Raw genomic sequence first — 20,513 nt, forward strand, 5'->3', positions numbered from 1 at the left:
GAAATAAAAAAGAGGACTATTCCGTTTATAGTCCTCTTTTCACACAAGTATTCCGTTCATGGTTATTTACCAAATAAGAATTTAAGTCGCTTTTCTTGTACACTGTACGATAAACGAGCATCAAATTTTTTACCGCTTTTGTTTGATACAAACCCTTTGATCTGATCTGTCACATTCTTTTCTAACAGTTTTTTCACATGGTTACTGCTTAAATTTTTACCGGAAAATGTACCAAAAATAATAAAATCACATCCCTTTTTGTAATGCTCACAAAGATAGTTACTCTTGCCTATAAGCACCCTTCCCTTACATAGTGGGCATTTGCCTATCGTGCGATCTTCTGTTGTTGGGAATCGAAATTTAAGAGCAAAATTCTCATCCATGATAATAGCTACCGTAAATTCTCCTTTTTCTCCTTGAAATCCATTTATAAAGTCTGTTGTTTTATATTGAAGCAGCTTCTTCATTTGCGTACCAGGAATGGCTTTTCCTTTTATTTTTGCTGGTAACATGAAATCACAGCCATTTTTATGCTCTGTGCATCCATAGAATGTATTACGATGAAGCATTTCACCTTTCTTACACTTTGGACATTTTCCAAATGACAGTTCCTCTTGTGTTGGGAACTGGAATTTAATTTGGCCTTCATGAAGTACCAGGTAGGCGGTAAACTCTTTCTCATTTGATTTAAAGCCCTTTATGAGATCCGTTTTCTTAGTTTCAAACAGCTTCTTTACTTGTGCTTCTGGAATCACTTTTCCCTTAATCGTCTTCGGTAAAGAGACCTCACATTCTGGATAATTACTGCACCCGTAAAAATTACCTTTATGAAGAATCATCCCTTTTCTACAAGAACACTTACATACCTCAATTTGTTGATTCCAAGTACTTATAATGTCATCTGATACTTTCTCATCCATTGCTCCTAATTGCTCAACTGCACCTTTTACAAACGTATTTGTTTTCTCTACAAACTCATCATAATTCATCTCTTTCTTTTCAATCATGTAGATCATCCCTTCCATTTCAGCCGTATAAGCTGGATTTTTAATTTCCTCCACCGGAAAAGCATCTATAAACGCACGACCAATATTAGTTGTTCGAATTTGACTGTTTGTAATAGAGATATAGCTTCGCTCTAAAAGCTTTGGAATAAAGGTTTCTTCTGTTGCAACCGTTCCAATCCGTTTCCCTTTCATGAGTTCTTTCAAATGTTCATCGTCTAGTTTCCGTCCAGCTGTTTCCATAAAGGTTAAAATGGAACTTTCCGTATGAAATGCTGGCTTTTTTGTCCTGGACTCAACCAAATCATAATGAACGATTCTGAAAGAATCTCCTTCTTGTAAAACTGGGATCTGAAACGCCTCAACTGATCCCTCTTCTATATCCTCTTGGAAAACACTTAGAAACCCTTTCTCTTGTAGGATCTTCTCTTTTGTGCTGTAAATATTCCCCTCTTGGTCTGTAAAATGTGCCTCTCGTACTAGGTAGATTGCTGGCTTCATAAAATTCCCGATAAATCTTTTTACAATCATGTCATATAGTTGATTTTCCAATGGATTTCGGTCGGTCCCGACATAGCATTTTGTTGTTGGGATAATGGCAAAATGACTACTTACAAGCTCATCATTAAAAGTCGTATGCCTTTGCGTTATAGAAGGGGAATCTATTTGTTGCATCAAACATACGTAGGAGCTATTTTCTAACGCACCCATGACTTCTTTTACTCGTTCTACCTGTTCTGTAGGTAAATGCCGAGAAGATGAACGAGGATACGTAATAAAGCCTTCTTCATACAGCGTTTGAATATGCTTTTTCGCTGTTTCTGCATTCACTTTTAGCTTGGCATGAGCATCCTTGTAGATATCTGTTAGGTTATATAACAATTTTGGTTTCTTCTTTCTTGTGCTCTCTTTAAATTCCGTTACAACAAGACTTGTATCTTTCAAACCCTCTCCAAGCTTCTGTAAAGGAGATGGATCTATCAATTGATCTTCCGTTTTCATCACTGGTGATAAACCATTTTCCGTTAACAATTTCAGATTATAGTAGGTTTGTTCTTTATAATTTTGAATGGCAAGTTCCCTTTGAAGGATCTCATTTAAAATACACATTTGAACTCGACCAGAAGCCAACAAGAATTGATTTCTTGCAAATTTTGAAGTACATCCTCTGGTAATATTAATACCGAGAATATAGTCTAAGTACTGCCTTGCTTTGGCTGCTTGTGCCAATCCCTCATAATCTATTCCTGGTTCTAATCGATTCAACGCTCCCTCTAATTCTGTGGCTTCATAAGAAGAAATAAAAAGGCGTGATTCTCGTTTCTTCACGCCTGCATATTCATATATTTCTCTATAAATTAATTCACCCTCACGATCCGCATCACAGGCGTTCACCACATGATCTACATCGGAACGGTTTAATAACTTCACTAGAGTTTGAATTTGTTCAACGCTATCTGATTTCACTTTGTATTCCGGCTCCAAAATAATAGGCAAGTGCTCAAATTGAAACTCCTTGTACCTTTCATCCATCTCTTCAGGATGCTTCAACTCCAATAAGTGACCACGACACCAGCTAATAATGTAATTTTCATTTTCATAGTAGCCATAATACGGCTTGCTTCCAGGGTGTTTTTTCGAATTTCTAAATCTAGATGACTTTAATAATTCAACCGCTACCTTCGGTTTTTCCGCAATAAATAATGTTTTTCCCATAATTGAAACCCCCTATTAATCTGCAAATTCATTTTTACGCTTCCATCTCTTGATTCTTAGCTTTTTAACAATTCGAATACCGAATAACACCAAAAGATTTAAAAAGACCGACACCAGGAACATACAGCCTGCAAATAGCCATACATTCATGACATGACCTTCCATTCTAAATCTCTTTGTAGGAACACATACAATTGTTTTTGTTCTGACAACATGTCACGTATAGCTTGAATTTCATTTTTCGCTAAAGGAATAAAAATAAGCTCCTTTGCCCCATCCTTTTCAGCCCATACGCCTTTATAATCAATGTCCACGATTTCTACAATATTCCCCATCTTCTTTCGCCCCTTTCTCTCTATAAACAGGAAAGAGGGCATCATACATTGCCCTCTTTCGCAATTTTGCTCATAAAAAAACACTTTTCGCTTCCTCAATTGAGTAACAAAAAATGATTGCTTGTGATCCTATATAATTGTTTATCGTTCCATTTCCATTGCTTCTTTTTTCTTACTTGGCTTCTTTGTAGGCTTTTGCTGCACCACATAACCTACCGATACAGGTTCTGGCTCCTTCTCCTTTTCTTTAAGGTTTTGCTTTTCGTTCAACGGCTGATATTTCTTATCCAAATCCATTTCACTTGAAGTAGTGGATTGATTGAATGTAATTCCTTCTTTCCCTAATTTCTCATCTACTTGGCTTTCTAATTTGGTTACATGTTCTTGGCTTACCAGCTCATTATCGATAGAGACATATTTCGTTGTATAATACCGTTCTTCAGCCTTTACACGAGTGACAATGCTATCAATATCATCTGGTGTTTCTTCATATTGTGACCGTCTGTACGCTTCATATTTCCGACTTAAATCTTTATCTAATGTAGATGGTTCCTTCTCTTCTGAAGACTGCACTTGCTTATCTAGAGAAGCGATAGGTGTATATCCTTCCTTCTTCATTTCTTTATACAATACCATCTCTTTTTCACTATACGATGGGCTGTTTTGTTTTTCGTCTTTTTCCAGCCATGCACCATATCGGACATCCTTTACAAGTTCATTTAAATCCAACCCGGCATTTGCTTCATGAATGACAAAAGATGTATTTCCCTTGTTTTGAAATATAGATTGTTGTACTTGTTCATAGAATCCCTGCTTCAATAATTCATGTACATGGTATCTTTCTTCTCTACCTTCACAATTTGTTAGATTAAAGCGAAGATCATCATGATTTCGTTTGTCTTGATTTACAATGGGCAATGAATAAATATCTTTTGTTTCATTATCCATTACATGTAATCTGGCAACTTCGAGATAATTTAAATTCCCCAAAGCCTCTAAAGTAATGAGGGGGTTTTTTGTTTCTACGTTTCTGTCCAAAGAGTTATTTTCTTTTTCATTTACCATACTTTCCACCTCTTTTTCTTGTATTTGTTCCTTTTCTTTCTCCAACGTATTTTCTATTGTTTCAATAAACTCAATGGAGGTTTCATGCACCTCTTTTAGCAACTGGGTTTTATCTTTCATCTCTTTTCCTTGTGTCCAATTAGCCAGGTAACCGAGGGAATATTCGCTTGTTTCAATTCCGAAATAGGAAGAAACCGTATAAGCCGTCATCTCTGCTTGAAACTCTTTTTCTGGTGCCGTGTAGTTCATATGTGTTTCTGCTGTGTGAAGTTTTGCATGCGCTAATTCATGGAGAAGTGTTTTGACATTCTGTAATTCACTGTTTCTTGGATTCAAGGCAACCTCTTTTGTTAAGGTGTAACTCACCCCTTTTGCAACCCCAAATTCTTCTTTTGGCTCAATAATTTTCACACCGTTTTTATCCGCAATAGCTTGCATTCCTCTGTACAAACTCTTATAATCTTCTACGCTTCCTTCTAACCATCGATTCGGAAAAATGCGAGGTAGATCTTCCGCTTTTGCGTTCGTCTGGGAGACATCAAATACATGCCCGATTGAAAAATATAAACGACCCGGTTTCACTTCTAAACTTTTAGATTCAATTTGTTTCTTCTCTTCTTCACTTGCCTTAGTAACAGCTTTCCAGGTGCCTTCCTTATCTTTGAATTTTGCTGTTGTCCGGTTCGGAACGAGGATCTGAATCCCTTTCTCACCCTTTTGAACAGAGAAGCCTTTTTCTTTCCAAAAAGAAAAGGAACCAACGGCTCTGGCTCCTTCAAACTGACTCTGTATTAGTGAAATATTAGATGGTGAATAGTGATAAAACTTCCCCATAAACGACAAATATTCTTTTAAATCTTCTGGTGAACGAAAATACCCTTCTATGCTTTTTTCCATCTTTTTTGTTAAAGCTTGCACTGCTGCTTTCTTTTCTTCTGGTGATTTCGTTTGATACTTTTTCTTATAACTTTTACTCATGATCTTCTTCTACTCCTTCACTTGCTCCTTGTAACTCCTCCATATCTTCTTCATTCCATCTTTCGTTTGTATCGAAGAACAGTTCATGTGTTTTTACATTGACCGGAACCAACATATTTTCTTGATTCATGACATGCACCGCAAGTTCTTTTTCTTGCTCCCTTGTAATCGGAATGGTTAACTCTTCATCCTTTACAAGTAAGATTAATTCTCCTTCTCCAATTGCCTTAATAACACCTAATGCGATATCTTCACGAAATAATAACATCTAACCAGCCTCCTATTTTTTTATAAAAAAGAACAATGTAGTTTAAGTTACATTGTTCTTTTTCGCTTCATGATCTAAACGTTTTTGTCTTAAATGATTGATTCGTTTCTCTACTACTTCTTTTGCTGTTTTTACACCATCCATCTCATCTACTTCTGTAGAAATGATATTTTGTATGCCTTGATGAAAAAACAATCCATTCATTAATTCAATTAATATTTGTGTATTCCTATCCGCACTATTTGCTCCGAGACGAATTTTGGTTAACTCACTTTTTAATATGTCATGAAGATGTTTAGAAACAACTTCAGTCACATAATTTAACGACCATTCTGTACTTTTTGCTGCTTGGTGTTCCATGCAAATTTTTGATATAGCATCGCCTGGATGTGTAATATTATGTTCTTCCATATACTCTTGAATATAATGATGAACATTTTCACTTAATGATAATTTCATTCTTATTTTTTCATTCGCCATAATTTAGCACCTCTCATTTTCATATGCATTTTCTCTTTGCATTCGTTCATAATACTTTTGGTTCTTCCAACTTTCATATTCACTTTTAAAAGCACGTTCCATTTTCTTCATAGAGTATTGAATGGAAACACTTTGTTTAAATTTCTGATACGGCTTTGATTTTTTCATATGTTGAATTCGTTTTTGTTCTTTATCATATGCCTTCATTTCTTGTAAAAAAGCGTTCCCCATTCTTTTGTAAAGGTCATTGATTTTATTTGTTTTATAGTTTTCATATAACTTCTTATCTTGCTTTCCTTCTCCATATGCTTTCTTAAAAACTTGCACTTCCTTATCTAATTTTTGAAGGAACTGTTCATAATCCTTTTTATGATGTTGCTGAATATATCTTCTACTTAATTCATCTATTTGAGGCTTTAATGGCTGAATCGTATTGTATCCATATTGCCACTGTCTTTTATCCTGTGGTAACTGTTTATAGATTTGAAGAAACAGTGGTTTTAAATGACCATTTCGCCAATTAAAAGTAGAATCTTCTTTTTTACCAGCTACCATATTGTTTCGAATTAAGTCATTGATTTGCTTCTGTTCTCGTTTCCGATCTAATAGGTTATTTACGACTTTTCCTTTCATCGCATCCAATGTTTTTGGTTTTCTTTTGCCCCTTTCTCTTGTTGGAAAAGGTTCAACTGTTGCGACATGAATATGGATATTATCCGTGTTGAAATGTATGGCTGCCGACCAGATAGAGCTTTTTTCTATCCCCTCCCGTTTTTGCATTTCCTTCATCGCAAGCCGTGTGACATCCATTAACTTTTTTTCATCCAAGGTTTTGGTTTTCGCATCATATATGCCTTGTTCTTCGAGCCAAGGATTATGAAAAGAGATCACATCTTGCCACATAATGCTTCCATTTTCATGAGCGGTTTTGAACATTTCCTTTAAGGATTTTTTTTCACTTTCTGTTAATCGGCTTGAGTATTCCGTAAAAAGAGATGAAGTCTTTTCTGGATTCCCCATGTATTCTTGATACAGTTCAAACATTTTTTGATTGAGCTTCACTTCGCTTTTTGCTTCTTCCCGATCAACGTATTCAATATAGTTTTGAAAGGCATCGGAATTTGGTAAAACAAATTTTGTTTTTAACACAACACCAGGCGTTACTGAAGATGAAACAGGAGCCGCATTAGTCATTTTCATCATCCCGCATCATCATTTGTATAAACGCATTCATTCTTTGCATCTCGTTATAACAATCATTCATCACATGAATGTTTTTTTGAATAAGATTTTCTAACTCCATTTCTCTTTTATTTTGTTGCTGAAAAAATGCAATCATTTCAATTTGCCCTTTTAAAAACTTCTGCCTTGATAATCCTTTTCTCTTTGCCATTTCATCTATTTTCTTTACGGCACTTGGATCTACTTCTCTAATTCTTATTTCCACTTTTCCCTCTCCTTTCTGCAAATTCGGATAGAGAACAAAAAATAGTGAGAAGAGCATAAGGGGTTTTTGTTCCCACCGAGGGTGTGAAGCTAGGCGGAGCCTAGCAAAACGATGGGAACAAGGAAAGTCGTTGAATGTCCCGTTAATGTCCCCTTGTTTCTTGTTAATGTCTCCATCACGTCCCGTTATTTTTTCGAAATGTCCCTACCGTGTCCCCTTATTTTTCTCCCATGTCTCCATCATGTCCCTAAGACTTTTTTCAGTTTTTATGAATTTCTTGTACCTTTTGCTCCAATTTTTTGATCTTATCTTGTGCATTTTTTTGTTCCGTTTTAAAAAGCTCTATATTCTTTTCAGACTCTTTTATTTTCGATTCTAAAGCTGAAATCTTAGATTGTGTTTCCATCTTTTCCGCTTCCGTTTGATACTTCATTTCCTCTTTTAGTTCTTTCACTTTTTGATCTACTTGTTTCACATTTTCTTCTTCTAACTTGATTGCTTTTCCGTAATTTGCGATCTTTTCTTTCCAATCTTTTTTATCTCTTTCTATAAAATCTTTCTCATATTCTCGCTTATCTTTTGCCAATAATTCATCATTTGCTTTTGTTTTTCTTTAGTCAGTAAAAATGGTGTATGCTAGTTTGCTAGGCGTATCTTTATCTGTCTGTTCCTCTTCATATTCTGAAGGATCTTTTGTAAATTTCCGTATGTCCATTTTTTCTTTTTCACCGTTTTTATTGTAAATATCTAACGCTACAGCTCCCCAATTTGGAGATAATTTTTGTACTTCAACTACATAGTGTCCATTCTCTTCATACAACACTTTGACAGGTAATTTTGCACCTGGATTTGATTTCTCTTGCGCTTGAAATGTATAGCCGGTTTCTTCATAATTTTCTAATCGAAACCGAATTTCCATGAAATTTTTATGTGGATTGTACTCCCGTTTTTCCACTACTAACTTCCCCATACCCGGTAGTTTAATAACTTTATCTGTTGCTGTATGAAATAACTTTTCATCATTCGGCATATAGAATTTAGATGTTAAAAAGGCAAAAAAACCGAGAAATAAAAAGCTGATAATTGCCATATACACCCATGACTTATTCCTTCTTAAATTGATTCTTTCACTCCTCTTATGAATTGCACCTAACATATTTTCACCTCACCATTTTTCGTTATTTTTTCGTTATAAAACTTTCATATTGAGTTCTTCTACATTGGTCACTTGCCACGTTTCTTTTTCTTTTTTCATAATAATTCGCAACACATTATTTACTTTTTCTTCACGATTTTGTGAGGAATCTGTTGTCACATTTATAAATTCCGCCAACACATGCACCTCTTTTTGATCTGGTTCATTTGCTTGTAAGTAGAACTTCATTTCAGTGGGTTTTGTTTTATACGTATCTCCTAATTCGTATTTGTCTGTAGGATAAAATTGTTGTAAAAGCTCTTCACTCATGATGGATTTTGCTTTTTCTTTTCGCTCACTATAGCCTTCCTTTTCTCGGTGAAAGGATAATTGAATAAACGATTCCGCTGTCGATAAATACTCCCTTCTTTGTTGTTCTTGTGCCGAAGGAAGCACCTTATCTAATCGTTTTTTTAAATCTTCATTCTGTTTTGTTAACAATTCATTGGAAAGTTTGAGCTGTTTTTCTTTCCCATCACTCATTGATTTTTTACTCAAGTAGATATTAAAAACTGTCACGCCAACAACGATAATGGCAAGAACAATAAACAACACTTTTCTTTTATCTTTCATACTAAAAGTCTCCTATTCTTCCGATTTTTAGAATCGTCTTACATGACCAGAAAATACTCGTTGCCAATACACATCAGTTAAATCTTCAATGGAAACTCCTTTATTCGTTTGGGAACCAATAAAGTGATCTTTATCAACTACAATCCCGACATGACCATCATGTTTGTACGTATCAAAGAAAATGACATCACCCGGCTTCATATCATTGGGAGAAACTTTTGTACCAATTTTATTTAACGTTTCGGTACTTACGTAACCTAAAGTACCTAGATCCATCCCGACTTGTTTAAACGCCCAATGCACAAAACTACTACAATCAAATATCCCTCTATCAATCTCAGATTGTGTTCGTCCTCCACCAAAAACATACGTGCTTCTTCCAATCCATTGGCGACCAACATCCGCAACTTTTGAGCCACTTGAACCTCCACTTCCTGAGGCACCAGCCACTACAGAACCCGGCTGATAGTACTTTAGTACTGCATCTGTGTAGAGCGCGTCGCCATAACATGCCTGGAATGGTACCATCTCTGGTCTTACACATCGGTACATCCCGGTATGCTTCACTTTTTGATATTGTTGTTGCGAAAATTTAATCGCTAGTTCCTTGGTAAACTTACCTCCATTTGCGGCAATAAAATCAAAAAATCCTGTCCCAAAATTGTAAGCTTGAAGTGCGGTTTTAATGCGATCCATATCACCTGATCCCGTTACCCCAGCTCGTTCAATAGCGTGTTTAAATTCCTGTACACCAGCCCAAATCGAATAATCTGGATCGGTAATACAGTTCGGTTTTTTACAATATTTCGTATTGTAAGCACCCTATTGCGATAGGTAAGTCTTTGAAGTTATCTCCAACTTTTCCCCCGCACCACACCGTACGTGAGACTTTCACCTCATACGGCGTTCCATCTAATTTATTACATGTTTGATTTCTCCTAAATTACAAGCTCTTCGATATTGGTTTATTCTTTTGAGCTGTTCATCAGTCAAAAGTAGTCCTTTTAAATATTTCTCAATCGTTTTTCTTTCAATCGCATGGATTAACCTATGAATATCATTTCGGATAATTCTCAGGTTTTTATATTCATCTGTTCCTCCTAATTCTAATGGAACATAATGATGGCATTGCACTTCACTTGCCATTAAAAATTCTTTTAATATCTCACATTTCCCCATTACCATAGAGTATCTTGATATACGATTATCAAAATATTCTAGGCTTCTATCCATGATATCTACAGTAAGCAATTTAGTTATCTCACTCAATACACCTCTATCTAGTTCTTTATGATTGGCAATACGCCTACCTTCTTTAGAATAAGGAGTTTGGCTTTGGGTGTAATTCCAAATAGTTGCCGTTTGGATATCTGATAATGGGTATAGGTAGATTCCACAAACATTGAATGTTCGATAATTATTTTTGAAGAATTTCTTGTATATTGGTGGTGCATTAATAGGTAATCCATACTTCCCGATATTTTTTAAACGATTGAAAATATTTAAGGATACATTGAATGCGAGTTTTTTCATATCAATGTTTATATGTGTTGCATATCTAAAGTAGTTACGCAGACCTAGAACATAAGAATTATACAATTGTACATTTTTCCGAGTTGTTGATCGCTGAATGGCTTTAATTCGCCTTCTTATTTCAGATTTTATTTGTTTCTTCTTTTTCTCTGAAATTCTGGAATTACAGACCCATTTGTTCCTTTTAGGGACGACATATAATGAATACCCAAGAAATTCAGATTTATTTTTTCTAAGGTTGATGATTCTTGATTTTTCTTTTGAAATATCAAGTTTTAATCGGTCTCTTAGGTACAATTTTGTAGCGATAAACCATTTTTGCGCTGTTCGGAAATCTTTTGCCATGATTTTAAAATCATCAGCATAACGCACAATGTATCCTTGCTTTAACTTTGTTCTTTTCAGCGCACGACTTCGATTGGCAGGCTCTGTGTATTCATAGTCAGATTGAAAATGATGCCATTGTCGTGCTATCCATTGGTCTAAGTCATTCAAAACCACGTTTGATAGTAGCGGCGAGAGTATTCCTCCTTGTGGTGTGCCTTTTTGCGGAATTCCTTCGCCTTTTATCGGCGCTTTTAGAATCAAATAAATCAGCTTAAGCACTCTTTTATCTTTAATTCCCATATTCCATAGTTGTTTTAATAACAACGTATGATTCACATTGTCAAAGAACCCTTTGATATCAATGTCGACAGCGTAATGAAAGGTGTTTCGGCTAATTAGATACATCACTCTTGAAATAGCATGTCGTGTACCTCTTAAAGGTCGAAATCCATAGCTATGTTCATAGAACTTTGCTTCACAAATCGGTTCTAATATTTGCCGAATCATTTGTTGAATGAGTCGGTCAAACATGGTTGGAATTCCTAAAGGTCTTTTGTCACCATTTGGTTTGGGAATGAATACTCTTTTTACAGCTTTAGGCTTGTATTGATTCAGATGATTACGAACCATATTTAAAAAGGTTGTTTTATCCATTGGCTTGTAATTATCAATTGTAAATGAATCTGTGCCTGCTGTTTTTGAACCTTTATTCGATTTAATGGCTCGATAAGCTAGTAGAATATTAGCTTCTGAAATTATCTTTTCATATAATCCGTGAAATGATTTTCCAGCTTGGCTGTCTTCATATAACTTATCAAACGTTTCTTGCATGTTGTAATATTCCCAATATCTCATTGTTGCGTTCAACTGTGGACACCTCCTTGGTGTTTTGCCCACATTCATACCAGACCGTTGAACTTCATTTTTCTACAAATCAAAACATGTAAAAATTAGACTTGGGGCTATCCCTCCACGACTTGTTATCACCGCTTCATCGGTACTGTGCCCCTACTTTCACAAGAATAAAGGAATTTCGGATTCACCTTATATCCACCTGCCCAGTAGTAGCTGTTTGATTTGGCTGTTTCTTGTTTACCACGTTCCAATATATCTAGCTATCCATGATAACCTTAGGTGTTTACTATGAGCCTGTGAAATTGTAGAATCATTGTTTTCTACTCCGAATTTCAACCCATCAGATATTTACTTTTCGGTATTTCACCATACTGTCGTATGCTATATCTTTCAATATAGTGCAATTTTAGACCCGTACATTCGCAAATTCGTCAGTCCATCTATTTGGACATTCTCACCATAGTTATCTTTTCAGCCATCCGCCCTATCCCAAGCCATATGACTGGAAATAGTCACTTAGGCCGGTTCAGGCGACTTCACCTAGCTTCATACATGACTCATCTACTAATTCCTCATGCATGTAGGAGTATTAATGGAATTGTTTCAGCTCAACATGAAGGCTTTCATTCCAATTCTCGATATATTAGTTGTTATTGCTTTTTAATTAAGCAACACTCTCATTTCGTACTTGCGTACTTATAGAGAAACGTGTCGCACCAGATGATTGCATAGGATCATTGCCACGCCCACCACTCTCTTGCATCATTTGAGCTAACATTAAGGGAACAAAAGCCTCCACTCCAAACTCTTTTGCGTACTTTCTTATTGTTGGTTCCCATTTCAAAACTTCAGGTGAAACATTCATCACTTGCCCTTCACCTGTGTACGTAATCTCACCGCTTTCCGTACCACTATCACTCCCCATTGCGGTTATAAAAATACTCATGACTCCCATTAAAAGAAGTGCAAAAAGACCCACCACAAGTAACCCTAAAGTGATAAGCCATTTTTTCGGTATTAACTTTAAAACAATATGCATGGTATTAAGCACCTCCACCAAATAACATCAATTCTTCGTCCGTTACTTCTACGTGGAAGTGAATATTTTTTACAGCCCCGATACTGAGAATGACATCACCAGTTGGTAAATGTGGAATGGCTGCAATTTCACTTTCACTTAGCTGTCCTGCAAATACTCTTCGTAACATATCTAAGCTGTTGTTATCTTGCTGCATAATAAATTTGTATTGTGTAAGCTCGAATAATACTTTAATTTCATCTACCATTTCTTGTGACGATCCATCCGGTACAAAATCTCGAATACTATGACTCGCATATAAAAGACCTGCGAAATATTTTCGGTCTTCCCGGCTAAACTTAATTAAAAATCGTAGTGCATGAGCACTTTCTTTTTTTGTATTGTAGAGTAAGAACCCGACGCCTTTCCTTCTTCGCAGAAGTAGGTTTTCAAGAACTCCTCTCGGAACCGTACGTACTCCTCTCAGAGTATACGGCTCGCCATTTATCCTAGATTCGCCCTAATCCATTTTGCCAGCGTGAAGTTTAACATGGCAATCTTTACAAAGAACTAATGTTTTTCGTCTCCTAGCTATCATAAATTCTTCCCATTTTTTCTTACCTTTGAGGTCTTTTAATTTCCTCACATGATGAACTTCGCATGGTTCCTCTTTTCCGCAGTACTCGCATTTGTCTGCAAGTAACCTTTCTTCTAGAGAAGTGCGTCCTTTATATTCCATTTCGTTGGGCTTAGAATCTATTTCGTAGTCAAATAATCTTATGCTTTTTAATGTAGGAGTTTTAATTGTTTTAAAACCCTCATTGTAGAAGGGACGAAATTTTGTTCCTTTTTTTGTCTCGTAAGAGACTCCAAAGATTCCCTTTTGGCTAAACTTTCTATAAATCTTGTGACAAGAAGTTTTGTATTTGTTGGCTAGTGTCATGGCACAACTCGTTTTCATAATGTGATATGCACCATCTAGCTTTCTCACATCTACCGCCAATTTATAGTACTCGTAGAATCCTCTTATTTCCGCATTGCAGGTCGCTATAATTTCTAAATTATCATTCCCTATCAAATCCTTGCGATGGGTAGCTTTCCAGTTTCCGTTTTTTTCTACCATGTACTTTTTATTAAATAAAAAGTCTCTCATCTTTTCATGCGGTAGATGTAGCATAGGAATGCCACTAAGACTTCTTCGTGTAATTCCACTTGAAGAAGTGACTTTTTTGTTCCCTCCTACACTAACTTCATATCCTAGAAAAGACATTCGCTTTGATTTCGCATGGGTTATAAGAGTCTTTTCCATTGAAAGTTCCAATTGCAAAGTATTATCTAAAAATCTGGCGATTTTATCTCTAATTTCCTTAGCTTCTTCTTTTGTTCCTATAACTGCAACAACGAAATCATCTGCGTATCGTATATATTGCAATCGTTTAAAGTTTTCATCCATTGGATCCTCTGACGATATTTTTTCTCTTGCCATTGACAGTTCTTTAATTTCTTTTTCAACTTGTTTTATTTCTTCTTCGCTCAATTTTTGTTCCCGTATTTTTTTGTTACGGTTCCAAACCTTATTATTTAGGCTGCTGTATTCGGGATTGTTTCGCCTTCTTTTGCCTTTGTTGAAGCTGAATTTCAATATCTCCATGAAAGAGTCTAATTCGTGGAGATATATGTTGGCTAGTATTGGGCTTACAATCCCTCCTTGAGGTGTTCCACTATAAGTTTTATTGAATACCCAATCCTCCATGTACCCTGCTTTTAAGAATTTCCATATTAGATTGATAAATTTTTCATCCTTTATTGTCCTTCTTAGTAAATTTATCAATGTTTGATGATTGATATTGTCGAAGAAGCCTTTAATATCTCCTTCTATCCACCATTTCACACCTGAGCATTTTCCCTTTACTGCCATCAAAGCAGTATGGCAGCTTCTCTTAGGTCTGAAACCATGTGACGAGTCTAAGAAGCGTACTTCATAGATACTTCCTAAGATTTGTCTCACAACTTCTTGGACTAATTTATCATTAAAAGATGGTATCCCTAACGGTCTTTGCTTACCATCTTTCTTAGGAATATATTTTCTTCTTGCAGGTTTAGGTTTGTAAGATTCCTTTTTGAGCGATTCGATTAACTTTTCAACAAGTTCGAGATTAAAGCCGTCTATAGTCTTGCCGTCAGTACCCTCTGTCATGTTCCCTTCTTTTGCATAGATATTTCCATATGCTTTTAGGAAGAAGTCAGGATTATAGAGATTCTTGTATAAGCCTTCAAATACATAATCCTTGTTTCTGGCTTTTTTACTTAGGACGTCTAAAATCAATTCAGGTCTTCTCATGGCATCCACCATAACCTTCCTTTATTTTTTAGATAGGATAAACTGTTCCCCTTCGCCATGTACTAGACTTTCCCTAGCTCAGACTACTACGAGAACTCCGTTACCATATCGGATATTCAGATACCAGTTGTACCATAGCCTTATTCAGGCTTTCCGACTTAGGTAATCCCCGTTTAGCAACTTACCGATACTTGCGATTGAGTTAGGAACCCCCGTTCGTGCGTTCACTCTATATTGAGCGTGGATTGATATATTGGACGACATGCAGAGCAATAACCAAATACTCTGCACTTTTGTTAGACGCAATCATTAAATACGCTAACCCTATCAACATTACCTCTTAACCATAATAGGTAATGGAACACCATTACTCTCCTTGCACTGGGGTTCAGGCAATCCAGCTTTATTCTTTCTCAATCTTTTCGTCTCGACACTCAGTCGCAGGATGTATGGTTTACCTGACTTGTGCCTTTACACACCATGCTACACTCCCCCTTGGGTTTCCCCTTAGGATAAGGTGGTTGACAATAGAGAGTCGTCTTCTCTAGCCTTATTCAGGCAATCGTATAAGTCCCTTACGGGCGCACTATGATATGATGTGCTTCGTCAATAATAATGAAATAGCGAACAACATCTTCAAAGTCAATTTGTTTTTTATTAAACGCTTTTAATTGAGGTGCGCCATTTGAAATCATTTCATCCCAAAGTAGATTTAATACATTAAATATTTGCGCCTGGAACACTTCTGGTTTAAAGCTTGAAATATTCCGTAAGGAAAAGGATACAACTTGTTCCTTTTTAAAGTCCTCAATGGAAGAATGACCATTAAATAATTGTGCATATGCTTCCACTAAATTTACGATATTTAATTCAATTAATTCCAAGCGATGTTTTCTACTCTCACCTAAGTTTTCATGATGTTTTTTCGATGAAAAGTCTTCATACAATTCATCACGAACGTACTTTAAATAGTCTGTAAATATTGGATACTCCTTTGGTTTTTTTGTTGTAATTTCATTTTTATTTCCCTTTTTCTCATCCCACAAACCCATACGGATATATAATTTTCTAAGTAAGTTTTCATACTCTTTAATCTCATCATCTTTCGCTTCAGGTGCAATAAAACGATAAAAAGTTGTCAATTTAGATAAATGCTGAATGAAACTAACCTCTTCACTTTCAGCCGTCTTATATACTTGAAGTGGGTTAATTTGTCCTTGCGAACCATCTAATGCAATCGTTTTTCCACCTAATTCATTTACTGTATCTGTAAATTCTTCTACCACATCAAAAATGCGAATAAAATGTCCTTTACTTGCATTATCTACTGCTTTCTTTTTTAGTAATGTTGATTTTCCAGCACCAGGCTTTCCGATCATTACCCCGTTGTAACTTTTCCTTTGTTTGTCTTTATGAAAAATATCGAAGATGACGTTCCCTTTTGTTTTAGTTGTTCCATAATACGTACCATATGGATCATGCAAATACGAAAAGTGAAATGGACACCCACCAGCTAAACTGACAGCCGGAATTTCTTTTCCTTTTCTTCGATTTACATAGTTTTTTTGTACATCAAAGCTCGTGACTAATGCATCCCATTCATATTCTTGTTCATTTAAGAAAACAGCCCCTCTAAAGTTGTAGGATTCTAATGTTTCCATGATTTCTTTCACTTGTTTTTCTAATTCATCTATCGTTCTAGAAGATACATAGATACGTAAGTGAATCCGTTTCATAACTTCCCCTTGCTTTAAATCCTTATAGAGAGCTTCCAGCTCTAAAAATTCATTTTGTGCATCAATCCGATCTATATTATCTTTTGCTGTACTATGCCTTACACTCTGTTCACTCATGGATTTATTTATAGATTGAACAACTTCATTTCGGTTATCACTCATTACATCTAGTGTTGTAATAACGTTTGGCATATTCATAATTTGTTCTAACCAAAAGTCATTTACTTCTGTTGGATAGTCATATACATGTATACATGTTCCATATCCATCACCTGTTCGGACAAAACTATCTTTAAAATCCACGCCCCCTTGGGGCTGGATTCTCGCTAATAAATAAGGGTTATACCCTTTTTTCATTTTTAATTCTTTTTGCTTTTCCTCTTTTGATTTTGCTGGTTTCTTTTTGAGTCCAAACATAATGACTTCCCCCTCACTTTTAAATGTTTTTGGTACCCAATTTTGCATTTTGATTAAACAACTTGAACAGAACTTCTAGCTTTTTGTCTTCGTCAATATCTAATAGTTCCGTAGAACGTTTTATATAGCGTTTTGCTGCATCTACACGCTCTTTTACAATTAATTCACTGTCTCCATAAATGAAAAGTAAGGCTTCACGATTGGTTCTTCCCCATTCTAAAAATTTCAGTTCTTTTAACTTTTGAACTAGGATTCTTTCATATAAGGGATTGTCACATTCTCTAATTTTCTTATTGATATATTTTTGTTGTTCCGTTGTTTGGCATGGAAAGTTTAAAAAGACAAGTTTAATCGCATGTTTATATGCTTGATAGAAATAAGCATGAGAAAAAATAACAAATGCTTGTTCTTCGTTATTTTTAGAGTACATATCCTCTCCTTCAACCTGTAAAATCTCTAAGAATTCTTCATTTCTTAGTTCAAAAATGCCATCCTCTGTCATGTCTACAACTTGCATAATTTCCGCAATACTTTTTTTCACTTTTGGTGGTGCCTCTTTCTTTTTTCTAGAGAAAAAGCTTACGAACTTAGCGTTTTTCTTTTGTATGGGTTGCTTTTCTGATACTGTTTTTTTCTTTTGTTTTTGTTTTGCTTTTGACTTCTTTTCCTTTTTTTCTTCTTCCCGAATCACTTTAACAATTTCTTTTGGCTTAGAGAGAGATGACTGCTCTAATTCTCTCTCATTAAAACGAAATGTTTTCTTTTTGATTCTTGGTTCCTCTTTCTTTGTGATTTCTTGTTGTTCTAACTCTTTTTCATTGAAAAGTGCCATATATAACCCCTCCCTTATTGATCCTTATCAATAGCGCAATATACACCTTTTCTTCTTAGTAATGTGATAAGTAGTACTTCATACATTCGCTTCCCAGGGTTTGTACCTGGTCTCCAAATCATGAGAATTGCGATACTCCCCATGAACAGCCAAAAGGGGAGCTGTAAAGAATCATGTACAAAATTCCTTAGAATCATTGTCACAACTAATAATCCAATCAATAAAAAGAAATCTAATAGGTACAACACCTTATTAATCCTTAGTTCCGTGCTAATTTCTTTTGGGATACGATAACTTCTCATTTGTATTTCCTCCCTTTTGAACATAAAAAATAAGCGTATGTTTTTACGCTTATTTTTCACCTTTCTTATTCCTATTTTTGCTTACAATCTCTCTCCAACCCTTTCCTGTATTTTGACCCATTTCATAAAAACGTTTTGTGTTAATGACCGTTTGAGAATTACTAATCTTTTCTTTCATTCCGATTGCTGATTGTTTGACGGACGATGTAGTAGACGAAACACCTTGTTTCACCTTCTCTGTCGTATATTGTCCTAATGTACGTGTCTCATGCTGGATAGGTGCTGGATTACTTTCACTTGCTATTGGTCTGGCACTTTCTTCCGAAGATGTGCTTCCCACGCTTACCATTGATCTTGACGATTCTGTAGGTACTGAACTTCCTCCTGTTGTCACAGTTCTTGGCGATTCTATAGATGTCTCGCTTCTTCCACTTGCTACTGGTCTGTAACTCTCTTCTGATGATGTACTTCCCACGCTCACCGCTGATCTTGATGATTCGATAGGTGCCGGACTCCCTCCCGTTGTTATGGTTCTATAATTTTCTTCTGAAGGTGTACCATCTCCTGCCGTTACGGTTCTTGGCGATTCCATAGATGCCTCGCTTCCTCCACTTGCTACTGGTCTGTAGTTTTCTTCTGATGATGTACGTCCTTCACTACTCACTGTTCTAGCCGATGCCACCGATACCTCGCTATATCCTCCCATCACCGAACTATAACTTTCTACCGAAGATGCACTTCCCTCACTTGTTGCTAATCTTGAAAGTTCTGCTACTGTCGAACTACTTTCACTTGCTATTGGTCTATAACTTTCTACTGAAGATCTACCTTCATTATTTGTTGTAGAACTTGGCGATTCCATTCCTGCCTGGCTACTTCCTCCCTTAATTGTTCCTGCCGTTACTAAGTTACCTTGATCTGTTCCTTGTTTTTCTGTACTTGTCGATAACTGGCTACCATGATTCATTTCCGGCTTTCCTTTTGATGTTGGACTTCCCTCAGTTGCACCAGGTTTTTCTGTTCCTGCTGTTCCCTGGTTTCCTTCAGGTTTTATACCAGCCTCCTTTATTTCATCTTGAAGGCTTGTCATTCCAGGTTCTTGAGTACTTGCTACTTCAGGTTTTGCATTTCCTTCTTGATTCACGCCTTCTTGAGTAGATGCATTTGCACCATTCTTTTTCTCTTCTTCCTTCTTCAATTGATTTTGTTGTTTATTCTCTGAAGGATTCCCTTGCCCTTTCTTTTGTTCCGCTTTCTTCATTTCATTTTGTAAGGACTCATTCTTCCCATCATTGTTATCTTTTTTTAAACCGCTAATAATACCAGCCATACCTCCTACTGTCATAGCTGCTGCATTCGCTGTTTTCACTGCTCCTTGTGCGGTGCCTTTTGCTGCACTTGTAGCCCCCTTGCCAAGCATATTTGCAAGACCTTTCATTGGCTTAGAATTTGCGATACTGCCAAGTCCTTTGCCAAATGCGAAACCACCAGCTAATACGCCCCAACTACTCTTTAATCCAATATCTATTCCAAATAACCGTTCTACCACATTTGGTCCATCTATGACAGCCATACTAAATGAAACTAATGCAAGAACATATGCCACGCCATCTAACTTGTCATTAATAAATACAGTTCCAATCATGTATAGTTTCAGAGAAAGGAATACCATGATGGTAGCAATAAATATATTTAAAATATCAGTTAACACTGCTTTTAATTTTTGTCCGTTCGCAACATCTGCTGGAGCTAAAATGTTCGCTGAAAAATCTAAACAAAGAAAAGAGCGTAAAAATTTTGAAGCAAAAGAAGCCTTAACCAATATGGAACATGCACAAAAATCTAAAAGCAAACTTCCAATTATAGACTGGCTTAATAGCAAGAAAATGGATTCGGTCTTACAAAAAATGGGCGTTCTAAAGTCCTAAAAAACATCTAGAACTTAGCCTTGCTCAAAAAAAAGTTAATTAGCAAGGCTATTTGTCATGTATTCTTATAATCCCCAAGCAACGTACTATTTTTCCCCAAAAAGAAATTCAAAACATCTCTCAGATCTTATAATTATTTCTCTTTTTCTAAAATATTTAGGTG

At 36.0% G+C, this 20,513-nt stretch carries 15 protein-coding genes and 3 pseudogenes; all 18 read right to left on the reverse strand.

The genetic code is table 11. The features are described from left to right. Positions 1–62: 62 nt before the first annotated feature. Complete coding sequence (locus AC1M36_RS23735; RefSeq protein ID WP_479846252.1) at positions 63–2,720, reverse strand: type IA DNA topoisomerase; 2,658 nt, start codon at positions 2,718–2,720, stop codon at positions 63–65. Positions 2,721–2,866: 146 nt separating this feature from the next. Next, positions 2,867–3,055 (reverse strand): hypothetical protein, encoded by a 189-nt coding sequence (locus tag AC1M36_RS23740; RefSeq protein ID WP_479846253.1) that lies wholly within the window; start codon positions 3,053–3,055, stop codon positions 2,867–2,869. Positions 3,056–3,196: 141 nt separating this feature from the next. Further along, positions 3,197–5,098: an ArdC-like ssDNA-binding domain-containing protein gene (locus AC1M36_RS23745; protein WP_479846254.1), complete on the reverse strand. Its 1,902-nt coding sequence runs from the start codon at positions 5,096–5,098 to the stop codon at positions 3,197–3,199. Further along, positions 5,091–5,366 carry a hypothetical protein gene (locus AC1M36_RS23750; protein ID WP_097850191.1) on the reverse strand — a complete coding sequence of 92 codons (276 nt, stop codon included), beginning with the start codon at positions 5,364–5,366 and terminating at the stop codon, positions 5,091–5,093. Before AC1M36_RS23750 ends, AC1M36_RS23745 begins: the two co-directional genes overlap by 8 nt. A 42-nt stretch (positions 5,367–5,408) precedes the next feature. Then, on the reverse strand, positions 5,409–5,846 hold the full coding sequence (locus AC1M36_RS23755; protein WP_479846255.1) for a hypothetical protein: 438 nt from the start codon (positions 5,844–5,846) through the stop codon (positions 5,409–5,411). Positions 5,847–5,849: 3 nt separating this feature from the next. Beyond that, on the reverse strand, positions 5,850–7,040 hold the full coding sequence (mobP2, locus tag AC1M36_RS23760) for a MobP2 family relaxase (RefSeq protein ID WP_479846280.1): 1,191 nt from the start codon (positions 7,038–7,040) through the stop codon (positions 5,850–5,852). Next, on the reverse strand, positions 7,033–7,293 hold the full coding sequence (locus AC1M36_RS23765; RefSeq protein ID WP_479846256.1) for a hypothetical protein: 261 nt from the start codon (positions 7,291–7,293) through the stop codon (positions 7,033–7,035). The genes mobP2 and AC1M36_RS23765 overlap by 8 nt, the downstream gene beginning before the upstream one ends. 259 nt (positions 7,294–7,552) lie before the next feature. Beyond that, positions 7,553–8,449, reverse strand: a pseudogene (locus tag AC1M36_RS23770) (coiled-coil domain-containing protein). Positions 8,450–8,482: 33 nt separating this feature from the next. Continuing rightward, a complete protein-coding gene (locus tag AC1M36_RS23775; RefSeq protein ID WP_479846257.1) occupies positions 8,483–9,061 on the reverse strand; it encodes a MerR family transcriptional regulator in 579 nt (192 codons plus the stop codon). Positions 9,062–9,088: 27 nt separating this feature from the next. Continuing rightward, positions 9,089–9,883, reverse strand: a pseudogene (locus AC1M36_RS23780) (C40 family peptidase); the annotation flags it as partial. A 90-nt stretch (positions 9,884–9,973) separates the two neighbouring features. Next, positions 9,974–11,788 (reverse strand): group II intron reverse transcriptase/maturase, encoded by a 1,815-nt coding sequence (ltrA, locus tag AC1M36_RS23785; RefSeq protein WP_479846258.1) that lies wholly within the window; start codon positions 11,786–11,788, stop codon positions 9,974–9,976. 652 nt (positions 11,789–12,440) lie between these two features. Then, entirely contained in the window at positions 12,441–12,815 is a 375-nt protein-coding gene (locus AC1M36_RS23790) for a lysozyme family protein (RefSeq protein ID WP_336454085.1), read from the reverse strand. 4 nt (positions 12,816–12,819) lie between these two features. Beyond that, positions 12,820–13,203, reverse strand: a pseudogene (locus tag AC1M36_RS23795) (VirB4 family type IV secretion system protein); the annotation flags it as partial. A gap of 111 nt (positions 13,204–13,314) precedes the next feature. After that, a complete protein-coding gene (locus AC1M36_RS23800) occupies positions 13,315–15,135 on the reverse strand; it encodes a reverse transcriptase/maturase family protein (protein WP_336454113.1) in 1,821 nt (606 codons plus the stop codon). Positions 15,136–15,710: 575 nt separating this feature from the next. Continuing rightward, positions 15,711–17,288, reverse strand: a complete 1,578-nt coding sequence (locus tag AC1M36_RS23805) for a VirB4 family type IV secretion system protein (RefSeq protein ID WP_479846259.1) — start codon at positions 17,286–17,288, stop codon at positions 15,711–15,713. A gap of 19 nt (positions 17,289–17,307) precedes the next feature. Then, positions 17,308–18,120 (reverse strand): hypothetical protein, encoded by an 813-nt coding sequence (locus AC1M36_RS23810; protein ID WP_336454084.1) that lies wholly within the window; start codon positions 18,118–18,120, stop codon positions 17,308–17,310. 14 nt (positions 18,121–18,134) lie between these two features. Next, a complete protein-coding gene (locus AC1M36_RS23815; protein WP_016133029.1) occupies positions 18,135–18,422 on the reverse strand; it encodes a DUF5592 family protein in 288 nt (95 codons plus the stop codon). Positions 18,423–18,471: 49 nt separating this feature from the next. Continuing rightward, on the reverse strand, positions 18,472–20,244 hold the full coding sequence (locus tag AC1M36_RS23820; RefSeq protein ID WP_336454083.1) for a DUF8208 domain-containing protein: 1,773 nt from the start codon (positions 20,242–20,244) through the stop codon (positions 18,472–18,474). Positions 20,245–20,513: the final 269 nt, after the last annotated feature.

The sequence above is a fragment of the Bacillus sp. Medicinal_06 genome (assembly GCF_056711665.1).